This window comes from Burkholderia sp. SRS-W-2-2016 (assembly GCF_001931485.1).
In the GTDB taxonomy this organism is placed as follows: domain Bacteria; phylum Pseudomonadota; class Gammaproteobacteria; order Burkholderiales; family Burkholderiaceae; genus Paraburkholderia.
This window is the reverse complement of record NZ_MSDV01000061.1, coordinates 13,460-35,996: the sequence shown is the minus strand read 5'-3', so window position 1 is coordinate 35,996 and position 22,537 is coordinate 13,460. Positions and strand designations below refer to the sequence as shown.

Annotated in this window: 16 protein-coding genes; 3 read left to right on the top strand and 13 right to left on the bottom strand. The window is 66.5% G+C overall.

Going from position 1 to position 22,537, the window contains the following annotated elements; translation table 11 throughout:
• Positions 1-115: 115 nt before the first annotated feature.
• Entirely contained in the window at positions 116-259 is a 144-nt protein-coding gene (locus BTH42_RS35630) for a hypothetical protein (protein ID WP_178392243.1), read from the bottom strand.
• A 205-nt stretch (positions 260-464) separates the two neighbouring features.
• Here BTH42_RS35630 and BTH42_RS26475 point away from each other — a divergent pair, with 205 nt between their 5' ends.
• Entirely contained in the window at positions 465-1,883 is a 1,419-nt protein-coding gene (locus BTH42_RS26475) for a trypsin-like peptidase domain-containing protein (protein ID WP_075304135.1), read from the top strand.
• Between the two features lie 90 nt (positions 1,884-1,973).
• Here BTH42_RS26475 and BTH42_RS26470 read toward each other — a convergent pair whose 3' ends face one another.
• From BTH42_RS26470 to BTH42_RS26455, 4 genes are all read right to left on the bottom strand, one after another.
• A complete protein-coding gene (locus BTH42_RS26470; RefSeq protein WP_075304134.1) occupies positions 1,974-3,473 on the bottom strand; it encodes an efflux transporter outer membrane subunit in 1,500 nt (499 codons plus the stop codon).
• Entirely contained in the window at positions 3,466-6,672 is a 3,207-nt protein-coding gene (locus BTH42_RS26465) for a multidrug efflux RND transporter permease subunit (protein ID WP_075304133.1), read from the bottom strand. Before BTH42_RS26465 ends, BTH42_RS26470 begins: the two co-directional genes overlap by 8 nt.
• 12 nt (positions 6,673-6,684) lie before the next feature.
• Entirely contained in the window at positions 6,685-7,929 is a 1,245-nt protein-coding gene (locus BTH42_RS26460) for an efflux RND transporter periplasmic adaptor subunit (protein WP_075304132.1), read from the bottom strand.
• Between the two features lie 538 nt (positions 7,930-8,467).
• A complete protein-coding gene (locus tag BTH42_RS26455) occupies positions 8,468-9,409 on the bottom strand; it encodes a LysR substrate-binding domain-containing protein (protein WP_075304131.1) in 942 nt (313 codons plus the stop codon).
• 103 nt (positions 9,410-9,512) lie between these two features.
• Between BTH42_RS26455 and BTH42_RS26450 the strand changes: the two genes are divergently transcribed.
• Complete coding sequence (locus BTH42_RS26450) at positions 9,513-10,817, top strand: D-serine ammonia-lyase (protein WP_075304130.1); 1,305 nt, start codon at positions 9,513-9,515, stop codon at positions 10,815-10,817.
• 47 nt (positions 10,818-10,864) lie between these two features.
• On the opposite strand, the gene BTH42_RS26445 is transcribed toward BTH42_RS26450, so the two are convergent.
• The 8 genes from BTH42_RS26445 to BTH42_RS26410 form a co-directional block, all read right to left on the bottom strand.
• Entirely contained in the window at positions 10,865-12,331 is a 1,467-nt protein-coding gene (locus BTH42_RS26445) for an amino acid permease (RefSeq protein ID WP_075304129.1), read from the bottom strand.
• 324 nt (positions 12,332-12,655) lie between these two features.
• Positions 12,656-13,384: a hypothetical protein gene (locus tag BTH42_RS26440; RefSeq protein ID WP_075304128.1), complete on the bottom strand. Its 729-nt coding sequence runs from the start codon at positions 13,382-13,384 to the stop codon at positions 12,656-12,658.
• A 740-nt stretch (positions 13,385-14,124) separates the two neighbouring features.
• Positions 14,125-15,558 (bottom strand): BatD family protein, encoded by a 1,434-nt coding sequence (locus tag BTH42_RS26435; RefSeq protein WP_083654923.1) that lies wholly within the window; start codon positions 15,556-15,558, stop codon positions 14,125-14,127.
• Positions 15,555-17,156, bottom strand: coding sequence for a VWA domain-containing protein (locus BTH42_RS26430; RefSeq protein ID WP_075304127.1), 1,602 nt, complete (start codon positions 17,154-17,156; stop codon positions 15,555-15,557). The genes BTH42_RS26435 and BTH42_RS26430 overlap by 4 nt, the downstream gene beginning before the upstream one ends.
• A complete protein-coding gene (locus BTH42_RS26425) occupies positions 17,146-18,204 on the bottom strand; it encodes a VWA domain-containing protein (protein WP_083654922.1) in 1,059 nt (352 codons plus the stop codon). Before BTH42_RS26425 ends, BTH42_RS26430 begins: the two co-directional genes overlap by 11 nt.
• Positions 18,191-18,727: a DUF4381 domain-containing protein gene (locus BTH42_RS26420; RefSeq protein WP_075304126.1), complete on the bottom strand. Its 537-nt coding sequence runs from the start codon at positions 18,725-18,727 to the stop codon at positions 18,191-18,193. The genes BTH42_RS26425 and BTH42_RS26420 overlap by 14 nt, the downstream gene beginning before the upstream one ends.
• Positions 18,724-19,686 (bottom strand): DUF58 domain-containing protein, encoded by a 963-nt coding sequence (locus tag BTH42_RS26415; RefSeq protein ID WP_075304138.1) that lies wholly within the window; start codon positions 19,684-19,686, stop codon positions 18,724-18,726. Before BTH42_RS26415 ends, BTH42_RS26420 begins: the two co-directional genes overlap by 4 nt.
• A 143-nt stretch (positions 19,687-19,829) precedes the next feature.
• On the bottom strand, positions 19,830-20,789 hold the full coding sequence (locus BTH42_RS26410) for a MoxR family ATPase (RefSeq protein ID WP_075304125.1): 960 nt from the start codon (positions 20,787-20,789) through the stop codon (positions 19,830-19,832).
• A 296-nt stretch (positions 20,790-21,085) separates the two neighbouring features.
• On the opposite strand from BTH42_RS26410, the gene BTH42_RS26405 reads away from it, so the two are divergent.
• Entirely contained in the window at positions 21,086-22,384 is a 1,299-nt protein-coding gene (locus BTH42_RS26405; RefSeq protein WP_075304124.1) for a formylglycine-generating enzyme family protein, read from the top strand.
• Positions 22,385-22,537: the final 153 nt, after the last annotated feature.

Here is a 22,537-nt window from a genome sequence, read left to right as displayed (position 1 = left end):
GGGCAGTGGTGGGGATCGCTCAACGGGTGGGGTTTGGCGGAGCGGATTGGCTCGACTTGGAGAGGGGAATCGGGCAGGGTTTTCGTTTTTGGTGTTCGGTCTCAGTGTGAGTTGCTCATGCTCCAACGACATTTGTTTCGCGGAGTCGAGCGAGGTCTTCGTCCTTGGCCGAAAACAGTTCGATTTGCTGCAATTCCGGGTTATACGAAACGATAAAAGATTCTGGCGTGGAAGCACGTTGAAAATCGGAGCGTGTCATCCACACCTCCAACTTCCATCCAGCCACTCGTCGAACGCAGCACCTCCGCCCCAAACCCCAAATACCCCTGGAAAAGCAGGGGAAATCCGCATCATCCCTGGTTCCCCCCGATTCGTTGCGATCGCACACCATCTTTAAGATTCCTTTAAGTGGCCGCCACTACATTACGCATCCATCTCGTAATCCTCGGCAATATTCCCCGACTATGACCACCAAGAAATACTGGCGCGGCAGCGCTGCGATCTGCGTTGTACTCGCTGTCGGCGGCGCGTACGCGCTCAGCCATCGCGACGCCGATGCGTCCGTCAACGATGCGCAAGCCCCGGCCTCCTCGCTGCGCGCGACCGCGGATATCAGCAGCTCGCGGTCGTCGGCGCCGGACTTCTCCGGCATCGTGACGCGCTATGGCCCGGCGGTCGTGCATATCGGCGTCAAGTCGGCGGCATCGGTCGATGAAAACGGCGACCGCAAGAGCGGCGGCGAAGCGCTCGGCTCGGGTTTCATCATCAGCCAGGACGGCTACATCCTCACCAACAATCACGTGGTCGACGGCGCGAGCAGCGTCAGCGTGAAGCTGACCGACGGCCGCGAATTCCGCGCGCGCGTGATCGGCAAGGACAAGGCGACCGACGTCGCCGTCGTCAAGATCGACGCGTCGGATCTGCCGACCGTGAAGATCGGCAATCCGGACAGCAGCAAGGTCGGCGAATGGGTGGTCGCGATCGGCTCGCCGTACGGCTTCGACAGCACGGTGACCTCGGGCATCATCAGCGCGAAGTCGCGCTCGTTCTCCGACGACAGCCCGATCCCGTTCATCCAGACCGACGTGCCGGTCAACCCGGGCAATTCTGGCGGCCCGCTGTTCAACCTGAACGGCGAAGTGATCGGCATCAACTCGATGATCTATTCGCGCACCGGCGGCTTCCAGGGCCTGTCGTTCGCGATTCCGATCGACGCGGCGATGCACGTGAAAGACCAGCTCGTGCGCACCGGTCACGTGACCCGCGGCCGGATCGGCGTGGGCGTGCAGCCGCTCAGCGCCGACAAGGCGAAGGCCCTCGGCCTGAACGCGAACGGCGGCGTGCTGGTCGGCTCGGTCGATCCGAGCGGCCCCGCGCAAGCGGCCGGTCTGCGTCAGGGCGACGTGATCGTCGGCGTGAACGGCAAACATATCGGTAGTGCTACTGAACTGGTCGGCCAGGTCGCGCAACTGTCGCCGGGCAGCGATGCGACGATCAGCGTGTGGCGCAACGGCGCCGAGCGCAAGCTGTCGGTCACGATCGGCGCGCAGCAAGCGTCCGAACTCGCGCAGGCCGCGCCGCGCGAGCAGTTCCAGCAGCGCCCGCAACAGCAGAACCGTCCGCGTCTGGGCGTCGCCGTGCGTCCGCTCAGCGAAGACGAGCAGCAGCAGGCGCAATTGCCGGGTGGGGTGGTGGTGCAGCAGGCGACCGGTCCGGCCGCCGAAGCGGGCATCCAGGCTGGCGACATCATCGTCGCGGTCGACGGTAAGCTGATCCGCAGCGTCGAGCAACTGCGCCGGATGATTTCGCAGGCGGACGACAGCGTATCGGTCACCGTGGTGCGCGACGGCGAACAGGCATCGGTCGATGTGACGCTGGGCTAATCCGCTCAATCAGATCAATTAGCGGAATCCGCCGGCTCGCTGCCGGCGATCACCACGAAAGATACGGCGCGCCACTCTGGCGCGCCGTTTTCAATTGGACGGCGGGATTTGTTGAGCCGGTGAAGCATTGAGCGCCGTACCTGCCGGCGCGCCGGCGCCGTACTGCCCATCCGGCCCGCCACCCAGCGCCAGATACAGCGACACGCCGTTCTGCAACGCGGTCGCCCGCAGCGTAATCAACTGCTGCTCGGCGGCGAACAGATTGCGCCGCGCATCCACCACTTCCAGATAGATCGAAATCCCGTTGTCGTAGCGCAACTGCGCGGTCTCCGCGAGATCGCGTTGCGCCTGCACCGCCTGTTCCTGCGCGGCGATCTGTTCCTTGTAGCGCTGCCGCCCGACCAATGCATCGGACACCTCACGAAACGCGTTCTGCACGGTGCTCTGGTAACTGGCGACCAGCTCGTCGCGCCGCGCGCGCGCTTGCGACAGCTGCGCGCTGCGTTGCCCGCCATCGAAGATCGGCATGCCGACCAGCGCGCCGATCGTCCACGCCTGCTTGCCGGGCACGAACAGATCGCCGAGTTCCGACGACACATAGCCGAAGCTGCCGGTCAGCGAGATGCGCGGGAAGAAGTCCGCGCGCGCGGCGCCGATATCCGCATTGGCCGCGCGCAATTGCTGCTCGGCCTGCTGGATATCGGGCCGGTTGATCAGCAACGCGGACGGCAAACCCGGGTCGATCTCGCCGAACTGCGCGGCATCCGCAATCGACGACGGCTGCGGCAACGCCTCGCCGGCCGGTCCGCCGATCAACACTTCCAGCAGATGACGCTGCTGCGCGGTAGTCCGTTGCAACTCGGCAAGCTGGGTCTGCGCCTGCGTGACCAGAATCCGCGCCTGCTCGTAATCGACCATCGACGTGACGCCCGCCTCGAGCCGCAGCTGCGCGACCTCGAACGCGTAGCGGCGGCTTTCCAGCGTGCGCTGCGCGAGTTCGATCCCTTCGTCGCCGGAGCGGATTGCGTAGTAGTTCGACGCGACGTTGCCGATCAGCGACAAACGGAACGCACGCTGCGCATCGACGCTCGCCAGATAGCGGCGTCGCGCGGCCTCGCTGGTATTGCGCACACGTCCCCAGAAATCCAGCTCGAACGACGTGACCGCCGCCTGCACGTTGTACTGGTTGAACTGCACCGAGATATCGGTGTTGTCGAACTCGGGATCGATCGCGCCGAGCGGCGTCTTGCTGCGCGTCGCGCCCGCATTCGCATTGACCTGCGGCAGCCGCGCGGCGTTCTGGATCCGGTAGAACGCTTGCGCCTGTTCGATCCGCGCGACCGACGCGGCCAGATCGCGATTGCGCGCGAGCGCGGTTTCGATCAGCTGCTTCAGTTGCGGATCGGCGAAAAAGCTCTGCCAGTCGATCTCGCTAGCCAGATGCGCGAGTTCCGGATTGGCGGCGTCGGTCGTCTCGAAGTGTTCGGCGATCGGTAGTTCGGGCTGCTGATAAGTCGGTGCGAAATTGCACGCGGCGAGCGAGCCGCACAGCAGCGAGCCGAGCAACGGTTTGAACAGGCGCTTACGCATCGTGCCGTCCTCCGCCTTTGGCGTCGCCGGCCTCGGGGGCGAGCGGCGGCAGGTCGTCGTCGAGATCGATACTGCGCTTCTTGCGGCTCAGCCAGCGGCGCGCGGCCACGTAGAACAGCGGCGTGAAGAAGATCCCGAACAGCGTCGCGGTCAACATACTGCCCATCACGCCGGTGCCGACCGCGCGCCGGCTCGCCGCGCCCGCGCCGGTCGCGAGCACGAGCGGCAGCATGCCGAGCACGAACGTGACGCTGGTCATCAGAATCGGCCGCAGCCGCTGCTGCGCGCCGTTTTTCGCGGCGGCCCACGCGTCCTTGCCTTCGGACTCCTCCTTGATCGCGAACTCGACGATCAGGATCGCGTTCTTCGCCGCGAGGCCGATGATCGTCACAAGGCCGATATTGAAGTACACGTCGGCGGACAGCCCGCGCAGCATCGTCAGCAGCACCGCGCCGATCACGCCGAACGGGATGATCAGCAGCACCGCGACCGGAATCGCCCAGCTCTCGTACAGCGCGGCGAGCAGCAGGAACACCACGATCAGCGACAAACCCAGCAGCATGCCGATCTGACCGGCCGCCTGTTTTTCCTCGAACGCGGTGCCGGTCCATTCGTAGGTCAGGTTGCCGCTCAGCACGTGCGACGCGATCCGTTCCATCTCGGCGATCGCCGCGCCGCTCGAACGGCCGGGCGCGGCCTGGCCCGACAGCGTCGACGACGGGAAGCCGTTATAGCGTTCGAGCTGCTGCGGACCGGAAATCCAGCGCACCCGCGTGAAGGCCGAGAACGGCACCATCTCGCCGCGATCGTTGCGCAGCCGCAGCGAGGTCACATCGTCCGCGCGCGTCCGGTGCTCGGCGTCGGCCTGCAGCAGCACGCGCAGCACGTTGCCCTCGAACACGAAGTCGTTCACGTAGTTCGCGCCGAAGGTCAGCGCCAGCGCCTGGTTCACCTGACCGATCTGCAGGCCGAGCGCGCGCGCCTTCACGCGGTCGATCTCGACATACAGTTGCGGCGCCTCCGGCATCCCCTCGGCGCGCACGCCGGCGAGAATCGGGCTTTGCGCCGCCTCGATCATGATGCGGCGGGCCGCCTGCTGCAACGCGTCGCCGCCCACACCGCTGCGGTCCTGGATCTTCATCGTGAAGCCGGTCGCATTGCCGAGCGACGGAATAGGCGGCGGATCGAGCGAGAAGATCAGCGCCTCGGGGATCTGCATGAACGCGGCATTCGCGCGGCGCACCAGCGCGCTGGCCGAATTCGCTTCGCCGGAGCGTTCGTCCCACGGCTTCAGATCGACGAACGACAACGCCGCCGACTGCCCCTGGCCAAAGAAGCTGAAGCCCGTCACCGAAGCGATATTGCGCACCTGCGGCTGCTGGCGCAAAAACGCCTCGACCTGGTCGATCGCGTGCTGCGTGCGCTGTTCGGTCGAACCGGGCGCGCCGGTATAGGTGACGAAAATATGCCCCTGGTCCTCGGTCGGCAGAAAGCCGGTCGGCAGGCGCATGAAGAAAAACACCGTGATCGCGCAGGCCGCGACGAACACCAGCAGCCAGCGCATCGGCGAGCGCAGCATCGAATCGACGCCGCCGATATAACGCACGGTGCCCGCTTCGAGGCCGCGATTGAAACCGTCGAACACGCGATGCATTAGCCGCGACGCGGCGTTTTTCGGCTTCGCGCTGGCGGCCTGCGCCTCGCTTCTGAGCAGCGCCGCGCACATCGCCGCGCCGAGCGTCAGCGCGAGCAGGGTGGACAGCATGATCGACACCGCCAGCGTCACCGAAAACTGCCGGTAGATGCCGCCGGTCGAGCCGGGGAAAAACGCCATCGGGATGAACACCGCGACCAGCACCAGCGTACTGGCGATCGCCGCGCCGGAAATCTGGCCGATCGCCTTGACGGTCGCGCGCGGCGCGCTCAGGCCTTCCTCGCGCATGATCCGCGCGACGTTTTCGACCACCACGATCGCGTCGTCGTTGAGGATACCGATCGCGACCACCATCCCGAACAGCGACAGGATATTGATGGACAGTCCGAACAGATAGAGCCCCGCGCAGGTGCCGATCAGCGCGATCGGCACGACGATCGTGGGGACCAGCGTCGCGCGCCAGTCCTGCAGGAACAGGAACACCACTACCGTGACCAGCAGCAGCGCCTCGATCATCGTGCGGATCACGCCGTGCACCGAGGTCGTGATGAACGGCGTGGTGTCGAACGGCACCGCCCAGCTAACGCCGCGCGGGAACGTGGATTGCAATTCGGTCATGCGCTGGCGCACCGCATTGGCGACCGCCAGCGCGTTCGCGCCGCTCGCGAGCTGGATCGCGATACCGGCCGACGCCTTGCCGTTGACGGTCAGGCGGTTGCCGTAGCTGTCGTTGCCGAGTTCGACCCGGGCGACGTCGCCGACCCGCACGGTCGAGCCGTCCGGATTCGCGCGCACGATGATTTCGCGGAACTGCTCGGGCGTCGAGAAGCGGCTTTGCGTGACGATCTGCGCGGTGAATTCGGAGCCGGGCGCGATCGGCTGATCGCCGAGGCCGCCGCCGGCGGTCTGGCTGTTCTGCTCCTGGATCGCCTGCAGCACCTCGCTCGCCGACAGCCCGAAGCCCGCAAGCTTGCTCGGATCGAGCCAGATCCGCATCGCGTACGACGAGCCGAACAGCTGCACGTCGCCGACGCCGTCAATGCGGCGCAACTCGTTGACGATGTTGTTCGACGCGAAGTTGCCCATCGCGACCGCGCTGGTGGCGCCGTCGACCGCCTGCAGCGCGATCAGCATCAGAAAGCCGGACGACGCCTTGGTCACGCGCACGCCGACCTGGCGCACTTCGAGCGGCAAGCGCGGCTCGACCCGGGCGAGACGGTCCTGCACCTGGGTGCGGGCGATGTCGAGATTGGTGCCGGGCTTGAGCACCACGGTGATCTGCATCGTGCCGTTCGAGCGGCTCGTCGACGACATGTACAGGAAGTTCTCGATCCCGTTCATCTCGTCTTCGACGATCGACGTGACGGTGCGCTCGAGCGTGCGCGCGTCGGCGCCGCTGAAAGCCGCGGTGATGCTGAGCGACGGCGGGGCGACGTCGGGATACTGTTCGACCGGCAGCAGCGCGAGCGCGATACCGCCGAACAGCACTGTGAAGAGCGCGATGACCCACGCGAAAACCGGCCGGGCGACGAAGAATCGATTCATGCGCGGGCCCGGTCAGCGGGTGGCCGAAGCCGGGGCCGGCTGCGTCGCCGGCGGTTCGGCCGGAGCCGTCGCTGCGGCCTGCGCGCCCGGTGCGGGCTGCGCCGCGTCGGGCGCGGGCCGCGCGTCGACGCGCTGGCCCGGCTGCACCTTCTGCCAGCCGTCGACGATCACCCGCTCGCCGGCTTTCAGCCCGTCGCGCACGGTCCAGCGGCCTTCGCCCTGGTCGCCCAGATCGATGTTGCGGCGGACCACGGTGCCGTCCTCGGCGACCAGCGCGACGCTCGCGATACCGTTATCGAGCTGCACCGCGCGCTCCGGAATCCGGATCCCTTGCAGGTTGCCCGCCGCGATGATGCGCCCGCGCACGAACTGGCCGGGCAACAGCGTGCGGTTAGGGTTCGAGAACTGCGCGCGCACCGTCTGCGTGCCGGTGGACGGATCGACGACGAGGTCGGCGAAGTCCAGAAAACCGCGCTCGTTATAGACCTGACCGTTCGCGAGAATCAGCTGCACCTCGACGTGCTTCATGCTGGTCGGCTGGCGCGCGCCGGACTGGATCTGCTGTTCGATATCGAGCATCGCGGTGTTCGACTGCGTGAACACCGCGTTGATCGGCGTCAGCTGATTGACCTGGGTGAGCAGGGTGGCCGCGCCGGCGCTGACCAGCGCGCCCTCGGTGACGAGCGCGCGGCCCGCGCGGCCGGCGATCGGCGTGCGCACGATGCAGCGATCGAGCCGCAATTGCGCGAGCGATACCGCGGCCTTCGCATCGGCGACGTTGGCCTGGGCCTGTTGCATTGTCGCGAGCGCGGCGTCGTATTCCTGCGCGCTGACCGCGTGACGGCCCACCAGGGGTTTGAAGCGCTCGACCACCGAAGCCGCGTTGTCGCGCACCGCGGTCGCGCGCGAGAGCGCGGCCTGGGCCTGCTGTAATTGCGCGCGATAGTCGCTCGGATCGATCTGGAACAGCGGCGCATTGGCCGGCAGGTCGGTGCCTTCCTGATACAGCGTGCGCTGCACGATGCCGTCGACGCGCGCGCGAATCTCGGCGCTGCGCACGGCCTCGATACGGCCCGGCAGTTCGACGACGTCGTGGACGGCGGTGGTGGAGACCGTTTCGACCAGCACCGGAATCGGCGGCATCGAAGCGGCGGTGGGCGCGGCCTGCCGGTCGTTGCAGGCGGCGAGCAGGAGCGGCAAACCAGTGATCAGAAGCGAGACGGCGCGACTACGCAGACGGATTGCTGAGCAGGACAAGAGAAACTCCCTGGTGAAGGCACTCTTTTCTTACGCGTGAATCGATGACGGTATAACGGTTTGCGCGTTCCGCAATGGCCATTGTTAAATAGCGCTTACGGCCGCGGGATACGATGCTGCCCGAAAAAGATTTCCGTTGATCGTACCGTGTCTGAGTGACTTGTCAATTTATTCCTGGCTGCGGCGAGGGAAATTAATTTACCGGACGACGCACCGCCCGAATGGCGGGATAAAGCAACGCAGCGATCGGTAACGAAGAAAGCGCCCGGTAAAAGAAGCCGCGCGGGCACCTCTAAATGACGCTCAACGCGATCAATGTCGCTGTGACAATTCCCGGGAAATACCCGTTTGCTTACAAAAGCGTCGCCGACATCCGTTCAAACCGTCTATTCGCTTCACGATAAGTCGTGAGAAAACAGAGGCTAAAGGAATCGGCATACCGCCGGAATAGACGAATTCCGAAAAACAGTGTGAGGAATGCAAATTACACTTATGCGGGATTGGCTGCCCCCATTACATATGGCGACCGTCGCGTGCATCAAACTCGCAACCACTGCGCCCGCTCCCGCTCGAACCGCTCGCACTCCGCTTTGATCCATGCGGAGAACACCGCGACGCGCTCGTCGTCCGGCCGGCGCGACAGCAGCATGTAGCGCGCGGGCGCGCGCACGTGCCGGCCGAACACATCGATCAGCCGTCCGCTGTCGAGCTCGTCCTGAACCAGCGCGCTGCGGCCGAGCGCGACGCCCTGATGATTCAGCGCCGCGCTCACCGCGAGGCTCGCGAGGTTGAACTGCGGGCCATCGAGATGCGCGAGCCAGTCCGGCCGCAACGCTTCGAGCCACGTGCGCCACTCGATGAATTCCGCGGCGCCGGCCCACGGCGACGCGTCGTGCAGCAGCACCGCGCCGTCGAATGCGAGTCCTTTGGCGAAGCGCGGATGCCGCGCGAGATATTGGGGTGTCGCGACCGCGACCAGATACTCGTCCATCAGCACGTCGGCCTGCACGTGACGGTAGTGGCCCGGATCGTAGCGCACCGCGACGTCGATTTCGTCGGCGTCCATCGCGTGGCGATCGAGTGTCTGGAACTCGGCCTTCAGGCGCACGGACAGGTCCGGCTGCTGCCGATGAAACTCCGTCAAGCGCGGCATCAGCCAGTGCAACGCGAGCGAGGGCAGGCAGTTGACCTGCAACGGCGCGCGCTCGAATGCGAGTTGCCGCAGCGTGCGGTTGATTTCCGCGAGCGCTTTCGCGGTCGTGTCGAACAGCACCGCGCCGTTGGCGGTCAGCTTGAGCCTACGCGGCTCGCGCACGAACAGCGGATAGCCGAGCCGTGCTTCGAGATGACGGATCTGCTGGCTGACCGCGCTTTGCGTCAAGTTCAGCGCGTGCGCGGCCTGGGTGAAACTCAGCAGCCGGGCGGCGGTTTCGAAGCAGCGCAGCGCGCCGAGGAGCGAGGAGTCGAGTTGCATAGGCATTAGTGTAGCTAATGCATCGATTAGAAACGACCGCTTTCCCGCGCACGCGCCGCATCGTAGGATCGCGGCCATCTCGTTGATCTGGAAGGGAAGGGCCGTTGCGATGAATTCCGCGCTGCAAGCATCCTTATTAGCCGCGCTTCAGGCGCGTGAGCCGCTGCTGTGGCTCAATCCGCGCGAAGGGACGCCGTTGCCGGCGAGTGCGCCGTCGCTCGCGACGATCACCTCCGCCGACGCCCGGCTCGCGCGTTGCGAGCCGTTGCTGGCCGCGCTGTTTCCGGAACTCGCGGCATGCGCGGGACGCATCGACTCGCAGCTGATGGCCGCCGCGCCGCTGCGCGATGCGCTGGCGGGCGAGGGCACGTGGTTCGTCAAACGCGACGACGCGTTGCCGGTCGCCGGTTCGATCAAGGCGCGCGGCGGGTTCCACGAAGTACTCGCGCTGGCCGAAGCGATCGCGCTCGAACACGGGCTGCTAGCCGCTGACGAAAACCGCCGCAAGCTCGCGCACGCCGAAGCGCGCGAGCTGTTTGCGCGGCATACGGTGATGGTCGGCAGCACCGGCAATCTCGGCTTGAGCATCGGCGTGCTGGCCGCGGCGCTCGGCTTCGACACGGTCGTGCATATGTCGACCGACGCGAAGCCATGGAAGAAGGACCGTTTGCGCCAACGCGGCGTGCGCGTGGTCGAGCATGCCGGCGATTACGCGGCGGCGGTCGAGGCAGGGCGCCGCGAAGCGCGGGCGATGCCGCGCGGCCATTTCGTCGACGACGAACGTTCGAGCCTGCTGTTCACCGGCTATGCGACCGCCGCGCGCGAGCTGGCGACGCAGCTGGCCCGGGCGGGGCGCGTCGTCGATGCCGCGCAGCCGCTGTGCGTGTATCTGCCGTGCGGCGTCGGCGGCGCACCGGGCGGCATCGCGTATGGGCTGAAGGCGCTGTTCGGGCCGCACGTGCATTGCTTTTTCGCCGAACCGGTCGCGTCGCCGTGCATGCTGGTGCAGCTGGCGGCCGGCGTCGAGCGCCCGGTTTCCGTGTACGACATCGGGCTCGACAATCGCACCGAAGCGGATGGGTTGGCGGTCGGGCTCGCGTCGCAATGGGTCGCGCCGTTGATGGCCGCGCAACTGGCCGGCGTGTTCACCGTCAGCGACGCGCAGCTCTACGCGCATCTGTCGACGCTCTGGCAAACGCTGGGGATCGAGGTCGAGCCGTCGGCGGCCGCGGCTGTCGGCGGACCGGGATGGCTCGCGCAATCGGCGGCGGGGCGCGACTATACGCGCGGCCATCAGTTCGATCCGCGCGCGGCGACGCATGTGATCTGGACGACGGGCGGGTCGCTGGTGCCGGCCGCCGGGCATCGGCGTTTCCGGCAAACCGCTGACGAACTGGCGGCGGCTATTCGCTAAGCGCAAGGAGCGGCGCGCACCACGTGTGCGCGTTGACGCTCATAACGTCAGCGTCGCTTTTGCTCAGGATGCCGTAGCACCGAATGATGGCGGCCGTAGCTCAGATAGATCACCATCCCGATCACCAGCCACACGAGCAGCCGCAGCCACGTGACGAGCGGCAGCCCGGCCATCAGCAGCAGGCAGAACAGAATGCCGAGCACCGGCACCACCGGCACGCCCGGCGCGCGGAACGGGCGCGCCGCGTCGGAGTCGCTGCGGCGCAGATAGATCACCGCGCCGCACACGAGGATGAACGCGAACAGCGTGCCGATGCTGACCATCTCGCCGAGCACGCCGATCGGCGTCAACGCGGCGACGATCGCAACCACGGTGCCGATCAGCATCTGACTCAGATACGGCGTATGCAGCCGGTCGTGCACGCGCGCGAAAAACGGCGGCAACAGCCCGTCCTGCGACATCGTGAAGAAGATCCGGCTCTGTCCGTACAGCAGCACCAGGATCACGGTGGTCAGCCCGGTCAGCGCGCCGATTTTGATCAGGATCGCAAACCAGTTCAGGCCTATTGCGTCGACCCCTTTGGCGATCGGGTCCGGCACATTGAGGTCGCCGTACGGCACCAGCCCGGTCAGCACGCCGGCAACGAGGATGTACAGGATCGTACAGATCACCAGCGAGCCGAGAATGCCGATCGGCATGTCGCGCTGCGGCTGGCGCGCCTCCTGCGCGGCGGTGGACACCGCATCGAAGCCGATGAACGCGAAGAACACCACCGCCGAGCCGCGCAGAATCCCGCTCAACCCGAAGTTGCCGAACTGGCCGGTATTGGCCGGGATAAACGGATGCCAGTTCGCCTGCTTGACGAAGAACGCGCCGATCACGATGAACGCGACCACCACGGTCAGCTTGACCGCGACCATGATGTTGTTGATGCGCGCGGACTCCTTGGTGCCCATCACCAGCATCGCGGTCAGGATCGCGACGATCAGGATCGCCGGCAGATTGACGAGGCCGGTGACCGTCGAGCCGTCGGCGAGCTTAACGACGGTGCCGGGCGCGGCCGCGAGCATCGGCGGAATCTCGATGCCGACGTTGCGCAGCAAACTCACGACATAGCCGGACCAGCCGACCGCGACGGTCGCCGCGCCCATCGCGTATTCGAGGATCAGGTCCCAGCCGATGATCCACGCGAACACCTCGCCGAGCGTCGCATACGTATAGGTGTAGCTGCTGCCGCACACCGGCAGCATCGCGGCGAGTTCCGAATAACACAGACCGACGAACGCGCACGCGACGCCGCCCAGCACGAACGACAGCATGATGCTCGGCCCGGCGAATTGCGCGGCGGCGGTGCCGGTCAGCACGAAGATGCCGGCACCGATGATCGCGCCGATCCCCATCGCGGTGATGCTGGTCGCGCCGAGTGTTTTCGATAGCTTGTGACCTTCGTCGACGTCGGCGCTGCCGACAATGTCGGCAACGGATTTGCGTGCCATGTAACCCGTATCGGCCATGATCAGTCGTCCCGGTCGGAAGATGATTGGGCATGAACCGGCGCGGCTCGCGGCGGTTCGCGAAGCACCACGGCCGTCGCCCGAGCGCGCGGGCGACGGTCGGCACAGCGTCGGGCGGAACCCGGCCGCTGGCGGGAGAAAGCCTTGAACCAGTGTAGGCCGCTTTAAAAGCAAAGGGAAAGTTCGCCTTCGCGACGCCGGGCGGCATCAGGCGGACAGAGACAATCGGACAATGCGCGCCGCATGCCCACGCGAAAGCAGGGCATGCGGCGCTTCGGCAAACGCCGCGCGGCGCGCGGCCCGGAAGGGATCAGCGGGAAAGGATCAACGGATGCGGCCGCGCCGTAGCATTTCGCTCAGGCCCAGCGAATGGCCCGGATCGTAGTAATGAATCAGCAAGGTGCGGCGCTGGCCGTTCTGCACGTCGAGATTCGAATGCTGCAACGCGAAGCCGTTGAATTCGTAGACGCTGCCCGGATGCACCGGAATGCGCTTGCAGTTGCCGACCCGCAGATCGTGCAGCGTGTGCCACGCGCGCCAACGGAACGGCAGGCTGCGCAGCACGCCGTGACGCATCTTGCACATCAGGTTGGAGAACGTCGTCACCGACAGGCGCGGCTTGCGCCACATCACGAGGTCGCCGTTATGAACGCCTTCGTCCGCGAGCTGTAATGGAATCAGCAGCGTCAGCAGGTGCGAATCGTAGTGGCGCTTGTTGCTTTCCGCGAGGCTGGCCGTACTCGCGCAACGCAGAACGTGAAACGGTTCGAGCGGTAGATCGGTGCGGCCGGCCTCGGCGGCCATTGCCCGCGTGTTCGCGCAGATGCGCTGCTCGAGTTCGCGAAACGCTTCGCCGCGCCGCAGGATCTCGGCGATCTTCTTACCGGATTGCGCGCGCTGCGGGGTGTTGCCGAACAGGGTGTCGATGAATTCGTTGATTTCGGCGATCGTTTCCAGAGGAATCACCTCGTCGAACGACTTCAATGCAACGCTTTTATCGATTCGAATCCGCTTTGCCGCAGTAGGACCACGCACGTCTGTCAGGGATTGCATAGCGATGAAATTCCCTTGGTTTTTTGATGGACGACTGCATTGAAAAATATTCTTTAACAGTCGCGTGCAATGTACGCCACCGTACACACGGCAATCACACGAATTGAACGCCGGGTTGAAACGGCCAAATGATTTTCCCCTAAACGTTTGGCGGCGGCTTATCGGCTGCGTGCGGATTGTTTCGGTAAGCTGCAAAGGTCTTGAGTTTGGCGAAAAACGCCGGAGCCGGGCCAGATTTTTCACGTCGAAAATGTCGATAATTTATCTTATGTCAAATTAGATATGCGGCCGAGATTTAACAATTGCCGACCCGTCGCTGTCAGGCGCGCCGTGCAATCCGTGTGCCCGGTCGAGCGCTATCAAGACCAGGTGATCGCGGTGCCGGGCCGAGTATCGCGGTGGCGCCCGGCGAGTTCCGCGCTGTAACCCTTATGCGGCAGGCTTTCGGATAATCGGTAAAAGTTGTTTGCTAATTTTTTACCGATTATTTCAAATGCTGGATATCGAATTCCCCGAGTGCCGGATTGCATAGCCAACAGATATAACGGGCTATTACTTATACGATGGATAGCGCTCTGGCAGCACGCTGGCACGGCGCGTGATTAGATGCCCTTTAAGTCCTTCTTTTAAGCGCCGGCGATATAGCCCGCACACGAAGTCATTACCGTGACAGCCGCGATGGCGGCCGCGATGGCAGCCGCTTTGTCGCCGGCACGGTACGGCCGGCTGCGGCGCCGGCGTTAATTGAGCGGAGGCAACGGCGACGCTCGCCGGCGCGGCTTGCGGGTCCGCTTCGTAAGCTCGCGCACGGCGTCGAGTAAGCCGCGTGGCGTGGCGGGTGCCGGCTGCGCGGCTGCGCTGGCCGTGTCGTAATGCCGTGCGACGACCTCGGCAATGGCGCTGATATCGCCGCGAGCGCCGCCCGGCAATCGATCGACTCGCGCGGGCTTGCCCAGATCGCCGCGCCGCTCCATCCAGCGGTAAAGCGCGGGGATGAGCCGTCGCAGGTCGCCGTGACGCGCCGCGGCGTACAGGCTGCGGCGGGCGCGCCACTCCCCGTCCCTGTAACGTTCGCGCAGCGCGTGGACCCGCCCGCGCAAACGCCGCGCGCAGTCAGCGAGCCTTGCGCGCGCGCCGATCAGCGCGATCAAAACGAGCACGAGCGCCGCGGCGATCGCGAGGTGCGCGCCATGTATCACCACGAGCCGATGCGCGGCGCCGCGGCTGAGCGCATCGGCGGGAATCTCGAACAGCGGCTTTTCGTGCGCCGCCGAGACTGATAGCTTGACGCCGGGCAACACCACGCTTTGTTTCTTTTGCGTCGCGGTATCCCACCATTCGATCGTCACCGGCGGCAGGCTGAAACGGCCGCTGTGATCGGCGAGGTACGCGACGCTGTCGGTGCGCTCGCCGGCCACCAGTCCCGCGCGATCCTGCACGACGTCGTGCGTGACCGGCGTGCGCGCATACCGCTTGAGCCCGTCGACGTCGCCGAATTCCACCGGTGGAATCAGCATCGACTCGGTGCCGCTCGCGGTTTGCGTAATCGATCGCGTGACGATCGCGCCGGCGCGTAGCTGGCCGTTGGGCGGCTCGATCTTCTGCGTGACCGTGACGCGCGGCGCCGCGAAAAAGTGCTTCATTTGTTCGGCGCCGGGCGGCAAGGTCGCGACGAACCGGAGTGCGGGCGTCATCACCTGAACCGGCGTGGCGATCCCGCCCGGATGCAGCGTGATCGCGAACGGCGCGACGTCGTAAGTCCGGCCCGCTTGCGGCGCGATCCGGTAGGCGCGGCTCACGCCGAACCAGCGCACGCCGTCGATATCCTCCGACAGATTCCGCGCCTGCTCGTCAGGCAGGCTGACGATCGCGCCGGGAACCGTGAAGAGCGGCCAGTCGGGCGCCTCGGTAAACCAGCTGGTGGTCAGCAGTTCGACCACCAGCTTCACCTCGCTGCCGGCCACGACCGGCCCGGCCGGCTCCAGATGCGCGCGCACCAGCGTGCGCGGTGCGGGGTCGGCGGGCACCTTGGCGGTGGCATCAGCGGGCGCATCGGCGGCCAGCGCGTACGGTAGCGGCGCGACCAGGCCGAGCGGCATCAGCACGACGAGCGTCGCCGCGACGCGCGCCAATCGCCGCGTGCCACGCGACCAGCAGCGAAGCCGCGCGCTCATTGCGCGGGCTCCCGCGGCGCCGTCGATTCCTGCCCGAACCGCTGCCGCAGAAATTGCGCCGGCGACGTATTCAGATTGCGCATCCACACCTCTTCACTCGGCTGCGGCGCGCCCTCGGTGACGACCGAGGTGCCCCGCCCTTTCTTCCTGTCGATCTGGATCTGATCCGGTTGCTCCTGTTCGGGGTCCATCTGTTCGCGCTGATCCTGCGCGAGCAGTTTCTGCAGCAACGCGCGATTCGCAGCGGCGTCGGGAAACGACGGTTGTAGTTTCAACGCGTTGTCGTAGGCCTTGATCGCCGCCGCGTAGTCGTCCAGATGCGCGAGCGTATTGCCGATATAAAAATACGCGGCGGCGCTTTTCAGGCGCGAAAAGCTGTCGAGCGCGGCGGCGTAATCGCCCGCGAGATACTGTGCGCGGCCTTTCCACATCGGCTCGTCGAAGCGTTGCGCGGCGCCCCGGTAATCGCCGTGCTCGAACAACCAGCGGCCCTGCTGATCGTGCGTCGCGAGCAGATCGGCCCAATGCCAGTCGGTCGTACCGGCCGCCCGCGCATAACCCGGCCAGCCGTTCAACGCGACCGCAAGCAGCACCGCCGGCAGCCACTTCACGGTCCAGCCGCGCCGGAAGCTCCACAGCGCGAGCACCAACAGCGGCAGCACCAGCCAGTAGCCGCTCTCCTTCCAGTGCGGCACGCGTTTCGCCGCGTCGGCTTGCGCGAGATAGGCCTGCGCGCGATGCTGCACCCAGGTGATGTCATCGTCATCGACGCGCAGGCTCGCGAGCGGGATGCGGGCCTCGTCCGCGACCTTGCGGATCGCGGCGGCGTCGAAGCTGCCGAGCAATGGCCGGCCGTCCGCATCCATCGCGATTCCACCGTCAGGACCCCGAAGCGGTCCGCCGTGTTCGGTGCCGACCGCGAGCCACAGCAGTTGATGACGCAACGACTTCGCCTTCTGCACGAACGCATCGGTCTGGCCAGCATCGAAACCGTCGCTGATGAACACGATCGTGCCCGCCGCGGGATCGTCGGCGAGCAGCCGTTCGGCGACGTCGAGGCCGGCGCTCGCGTTCTTGCCGTCGCGCGGCATCAACGCGGGCGAGAGCGCCGGCACGTACAGTTCGAGCAGCGCCGGGTCGTCGCTCGGCGGCACCACCAGATGCCCGCTCGCCGCGAACACGACCAGACCGGTGCGCGCGCCCTTGCGTACCCGCGCGAGATCGAGCACCTTCTGTTTCGCGCGTTCGAGCCGGGTCGGCGCGACGTCGGTCGCATCCATCGAATGCGCGAGTTCCAGCACCACGACGAGCGGCGCCTTGTCCTGATCGAACGGCGGCCGCTCCTGCTGCCAGGTGGGCCCGGCCGCCGCCAGCGCGCCGATGCCGAGCAGCAGGCCGAGCGTATGCACCGGCTGGATCGCGCGCCGGCGCGTGTCGCCGACAATCAGATGCTCGAGCAAGGCCGGCTCGATCAGGCCGCGCCAGCGCGCCCGCACGTCGTTGCGGCGCAGCCACGCGAGAGGCAGCAGCACGGCCGGCACTAACAGCAGGAGCCAGACGGGCCGCAGAAAATGAAACGCGCTCAGGTCAATCGCCACGGCGCGCCTCCGTGAGCGGCACGCTCGCCGCGCGTGCGTCGCCGGTCACGCTCGCCGCTCGTCCGCGTGGCGCGCGCAGCAGCGCGCTCAACCATGCGAGCACGTGATAGGCGGCCAGCAGCGTCAACGCGATCGACAGCGGAATCCAGTAGTAATCGCGCTGCGGCCGGTACGTTTCGCGCCGCACTTTTTCCGGGGTGAGCCGGTCGAGCGTGCGGTACACGTCGGCGAGATCCTGTTCGCGGTCCGACGCGCGAAACGCCTGGCCGCCGGTGATGCTCGCGATTCGCGCGAGCGCGTCGAGATCGACCTTGTCTTCGCCGCTCGCGGCCGGGTCGCCGATGCCGATCGTATGGATAACCAGGCGATGCGCTTTGGCGATCCGCGCGGCTTGTTCAGGTGGAATCGCGCTGCTCGTATCGTTGCCGTCGCTCAGCAGGATCAGCACGCGTTCCTGCGCGGTGCTCTGGTCCATCAGCTTGACGGTCACGCCGATCGCATCGCCGATGGCGGTGCGCGGTCCCGCCATGCCGATCTGCAACTGGTCGAGCAGGATCCGCACGGCGCTGTGATCGAGCGTCAACGGCGCCTGCGGATAGGCGGCATCGCCGAACACGACCAGACCGAGCCGATCGCCGCCGCGCCGCGCGATGAAATCGGCCACCACCCGTTTGACCGCGCTCAGGCGGTCCAGCCGCGCGCCGGTCGCATCGACGAAATCGCGCGTCGCCATCGAGCCGGACAGATCGATCGCGAGCATCAACGCGCGCGCGGGTTCGTCGTGAATCAGCGGCGCCTCGACGAACACCGGCTTCGCGGCGGCGACCACCAGCAGTATCCACAGCACGGGCATCGACAGACGCAGCAGCCAGTTGCGTCGCAGACGCACCCCGCCGGGCGCGGGCTTCTCGCCGGCCGCGCCGGCCATCTCGTGAAAGAACGGCACCCGCACCGCCGGCGCGCGCGCCCGATACACCGGCGCGAACCACCACACGAAGAGCGGCAACGGCAGCAACACGAACATCCACGGCAGATCAAATTTCCACATGATGATGTTCGATCCAGTCGCGCGCGTGGTCGATCAGCGCGGCGAGTTCGGCCGGCGAAATGGCCGCGACCTGCCCGGCCGGCGCATAGCTCGCGAGCGCGAGCCACGCGCCGCTACGCGCATCGAAATGTCCGCGCGTACGTTGCAGATACGCGAGCCAGTCGGCGCCGGTCAGCGACGCGACCTGCGCGCGCGGCGCCGCCGCCAGCGCGGTACGTTTGAGCAGACCCGGCAACGCGGCCAGCGTGCTCGCGCGCAGCGCGACGTCGCCGGACGATTCGGCAAGACGCGCTTCGAGCGCGCGCAGTTCGGCGAGCGCCGCGCGTCGATAGCGTTGCCGGCGACGGCGCCGCCAGTAACACCACCCGGCGGTGGCCAGCAAAGCCAGCAGCAGCGCGGCGACGATCAGCCAGCCCACCGTTTGCGGCGCATACGACACCGGCGACGGCAACGGCAATTCGCGCAGCTCGTGTAGCTGTCCTGATGGATCGGGCGCCGCCGGCGTCGCGGCGAGCGCGCTCACAGGCCGCTCCGGAGGCGATGGCGAACCCGCTCGCCGAACAGCCGTCGCACCTGGTCGACGCACGGCTCGCCGGTCGACACCGCCATCAGCGGCACGCCGCTCGCGCGCAACAGGCCGGCGGCCTCGGTCATCCGTTCGCTGAACAGCGTCGACAACGGCGTGCGCACGCGCGCGTCGGCAAATCGCAATTCGACCTGCAAACGCCCTTCGCTGACCACCAGCGCGCGATGCTCGGGCGAGCGCCGCTCGACCGGTTGCAGCAGCGGCTCCCACGCCGGATCGAAAATCGCGGCCGCGACCACGTCGTTATGCGCGGACAGCTCGCGCAACAGACGGCGCGTGCGCTCCCCTGCTCCGGCGAAATCGCTGATCACGCAGATCAGGTAGTCGTGCCCCGCGAGTCTGAGCACGCTTTCGAGCGCGGCGTCGAGTTGCCGGTAATCGGTGCGCGCGTCGCTGGCGGCGCTCAACGTCCGGTTCATCCGCGCGAGCGTGCCGAAGAGCTGTTTGATGCGCGCGCGGCTGCGCAGCGGCTTCACGTGCGCGACCTCGGCGTCGTTAAAGACGATGCCGCCGACCCGGTCGCCGGCCGCGAAGCCCATCCATACCGCGAGCGCGGCCACTTCGGCCGCGGTGACCGACTTGAACGCGCAGCGCGAGCCGAAGAACATGCTCATGCGCTGATCGACGACGACCAGCAGCGGCCGGTCGCGCTCCTCGGTATACGCGCGCACCAGCGGCTTGCCCAGCCGCAGCGACGCTTTCCAGTCGAGATGGCGCACATCGTCGCCGGGCACGTAGCCGCGAATCTCTTCGAAATTGAGTCCGCGTCCGCGCAGACGCGACGCATGGCCGCCGGACAGCACGCTCGTGACCGGCGGCGGGGCGACGAAGCTCAGGCCCCGCGCGTGGAATTCGAGCCGCGCGAGATGCGCGGCGTCCACATAGACGCTGCCGATCGCAGTGGCGGTGGTTGCGGTTGTAGTTGCGGCTTGCGCGGATTCCGGCGTTGCTGGCACGGCATGCCTCTTCTTCGGAGTACGGATGAATGGGCGCCGCACCGGCGGCCCACGCGTTGCGGCCCGCGCGAACGAGGCCGCGGTCAGGCCGGCACCGCGACCTTTTCGATCAGCCGGTCGATCACGGTATCGGCCGCGACGTTGTCGGCATTCGCGTCGTACGACAGGATCAGCCGGTGCCGCAGGACCGGGTGCGCGACCGCGCGCACGTCGTCGGGCGTCACGAACGTGCGGTTTTCGAGCCACGCATGCACGCGGCTCGCGCGGTCCAGCCCGATCGAACCGCGTGGACTCGCGCCGATTTCGATCCATTTGCCGAGCTGTTCGTCGAGCGCCGCCGGCGCACGCGTGCCGTTCACGAGCGCGACGATGTAGTCGTCGATCGCGGGCGCCACCGTGATGCGCGCGACCTCGTCGCGCACCGCGAAAATCGCTTCCTGCGCGAGTACTGCCGTGCTCGCGCCGGTCGCAACGCTTTCGCCGCGCAGCAGGCGCAGCATCCCGACCTCGCTGTCCGACGACGGATAGTCGATCTGCACCTTCAGCAGAAAGCGATCCATTTGCGCTTCCGGCAACGGATACGTGCCCTCCTGCTCGATCGGATTTTGCGTCGCCATCACCAGAAAAAGCTTAGGCATCTTATGCGTTTGTCCCGCCACCGAGATCTGCCGTTCTTCCATCGCTTCGAGTAGTGCCGATTGCACTTTGGCCGGCGCGCGATTGATCTCGTCGGCGAGAATCAGATTGCCGAACAGCGGCCCCGGCTGAAACCGGAAGCTGCGTTCATTCCCGCTTTGCAGCAGCGTTTCCGCGCCGGTAATGTCCGACGGCAGAAGATCGGGCGTGAATTGAATGCGGCTCATGGTGGCAGCCAGACGCGTCGCGATGGCCTTGACCGTGCGCGTTTTCGCGAGGCCCGGCAGGCTCTCGAGCAGCACGTGACCATCGGCGAGCAACGCGATCACGATCTGCCGCACCACCGCCTGCTGACCGATCACCGCCTGATTCACACCGGCCTCGAAGTCAAGAATAGTGTCGCGCATGGCTGCCCTGGTAGTCGATTCGCGTGTCGAAACAAACGGGTGTTATTCGATGCCGTTACTGATGACATTAATAATGTACTCAGACGCGGCAGTCAAAAAATCGTGCATCACGCAAAAAAAGGTGATATCAGTGGATCAATCGGGCTGCTCCAGCACGCGGTAATCAGTCGATACGCAACCGCTGCGAGCCCGCGGCACCACGTACCACGAATCTTCTTTCAGGCAGAAACCGCTCCGCCTGCGGCGACTCACGCGCATTGCGAACGCGGCGGTTTCATTCGCGCGAGACGAGGACGATGAGTACACGAAATCGCAATACGACGGCGCGTCGCTCGTCCACTCACGCTAAAGCGCAAGCTTCTCCCGCGACGGCGCGCGCGCGGCCGCTGCGCAAACTGTTGCTGTGGAGCTCGCTACTGGTCGTGCTGCCCGCGTGCGTCGGCGCGGCCGTCAGTTGGGCGGTCACCGCGCCGGCCTCGCACGCCGCGCAGACGCGGCCGCAAGTCATCTACGGCGACGGCACGCGCGGCCCGCTCGAAATGGCGTGGGTGCCGGGCGGCGAGTTCCTGATGGGCAGCGACGCGAAACAGGCGCAAGCCAACGAGCGCCCCGCGCACAAGGTGCGGATTCACGGCTTCTGGATGGACCGCCATCACGTGACGAATGCGCAATTTCGCCGCTTCGTCGAAGCGACCGGCTATGTGACGACCGCCGAGAAGAAGCCCGACTGGGACACGCTGCGCGTGCAGTTGCCGCCGGGCACGCCGCGGCCGCCCGATAGCGCGCTGGTGCCCGGCGCGATGGTGTTCGTCGGCACCGACCGGCCGGTGCCGCTCGACGACTATTCGCAGTGGTGGCGCTATGTGCCCGGCGCGAACTGGCGCCATCCGGCCGGGCCCGACAGCAACATCGCCGGCAAGGACGATCATCCGGTCGTTCAGGTCTCCTATGAAGACGCGCAGGCCTACGCGAAGTGGGTCGGCAAGCGTCTGCCGACCGAAGCCGAATGGGAATTCGCCGCGCGCGGCGGGCTCGAACAGGCCACCTACGCGTGGGGCGACCAGCTCGCGCCGGACGGCAAACCGCAGGCCAACATCTGGCAAGGCCAGCAGCCCCAGGCATTTCCGGTGGTGAGCCCGAAAGCCGGCGGCGCCCCGGGCACCAGTGCGGTCGGCACCTTCCCGGCCAATGGGTACGGGCTGTCCGACATGACCGGCAACGCGTGGCAATGGGTCGCCGACTGGTATCGCGCGGATCAATTCCGGCGCGAAGCGGCGAACCCGACCGTACTCGCCAATCCGGCCGGCCCGGCCGACTCGTGGGACCCGGCCGATCAGGGCGTGCCGGTGAATGCGCCGAAGCGGGTCACGCGCGGCGGCTCGTTCCTGTGCAACGAAACCTACTGCCTCAGCTATCGGCCGAGCGCGCGGCGCGGCACGGATCCGTACAACAGCATGTCGCATCTCGGCTTCCGGCTCGTGATGGACGAGGAAACCTGGAAGCAGCCGCTCGCGCGCCAGCAGTCGACGCGTGCGGCCGATCCCGGCGCGGTCGCGGCGGCAGCCGCGCATGCCGGGCCGACGAACGGCGGCTAGCGGTTAGCGGCAAGCGGCTAGCGGCCGTGGCGTTGCGGATGCGTCGACGGTTCGTGATGCAGCGGCGCGCCCAGCGGTAGCGGTATCGAACGAATGCGAGCCCATGCGTGATGAAAGCGCGTGATGAAAGCGCGTGATGAAGGCGCGTGACGC

Excerpts from the sequence above, each read along its gene's own strand:
- BTH42_RS26445 (WP_075304129.1), bottom strand. The coding sequence starts at position 12,331 with ATGGCCGATACGGGTTACATGGCACGCAAATCCGTTGCCGACATTGTC.
- BTH42_RS26410 (WP_075304125.1), bottom strand. The coding sequence starts at position 20,789 with ATGCGCGACACTATTCTTGACTTCGAGGCCGGTGTGAATCAGGCGGTG.
- BTH42_RS26405 (WP_075304124.1), top strand. The coding sequence starts at position 21,086 with ATGAGTACACGAAATCGCAATACGACGGCGCGTCGCTCGTCCACTCAC.
- BTH42_RS26440 (WP_075304128.1), bottom strand. The coding sequence starts at position 13,384 with ATGCAATCCCTGACAGACGTGCGTGGTCCTACTGCGGCAAAGCGGATT.
- BTH42_RS26425 (WP_083654922.1), bottom strand. The coding sequence starts at position 18,204 with ATGTGGAAATTTGATCTGCCGTGGATGTTCGTGTTGCTGCCGTTGCCG.
- BTH42_RS26435 (WP_083654923.1), bottom strand. The coding sequence starts at position 15,558 with ATGAGCGCGCGGCTTCGCTGCTGGTCGCGTGGCACGCGGCGATTGGCG.
- BTH42_RS26455 (WP_075304131.1), bottom strand. The coding sequence starts at position 9,409 with ATGCCTATGCAACTCGACTCCTCGCTCCTCGGCGCGCTGCGCTGCTTC.
- BTH42_RS26465 (WP_075304133.1), bottom strand. The coding sequence starts at position 6,672 with ATGAATCGATTCTTCGTCGCCCGGCCGGTTTTCGCGTGGGTCATCGCG.
- BTH42_RS26470 (WP_075304134.1), bottom strand. The coding sequence starts at position 3,473 with ATGCGTAAGCGCCTGTTCAAACCGTTGCTCGGCTCGCTGCTGTGCGGC.
- BTH42_RS26450 (WP_075304130.1), top strand. The coding sequence starts at position 9,513 with ATGAATTCCGCGCTGCAAGCATCCTTATTAGCCGCGCTTCAGGCGCGT.
- BTH42_RS26475 (WP_075304135.1), top strand. The coding sequence starts at position 465 with ATGACCACCAAGAAATACTGGCGCGGCAGCGCTGCGATCTGCGTTGTA.
- BTH42_RS35630 (WP_178392243.1), bottom strand. The coding sequence starts at position 259 with ATGACACGCTCCGATTTTCAACGTGCTTCCACGCCAGAATCTTTTATC.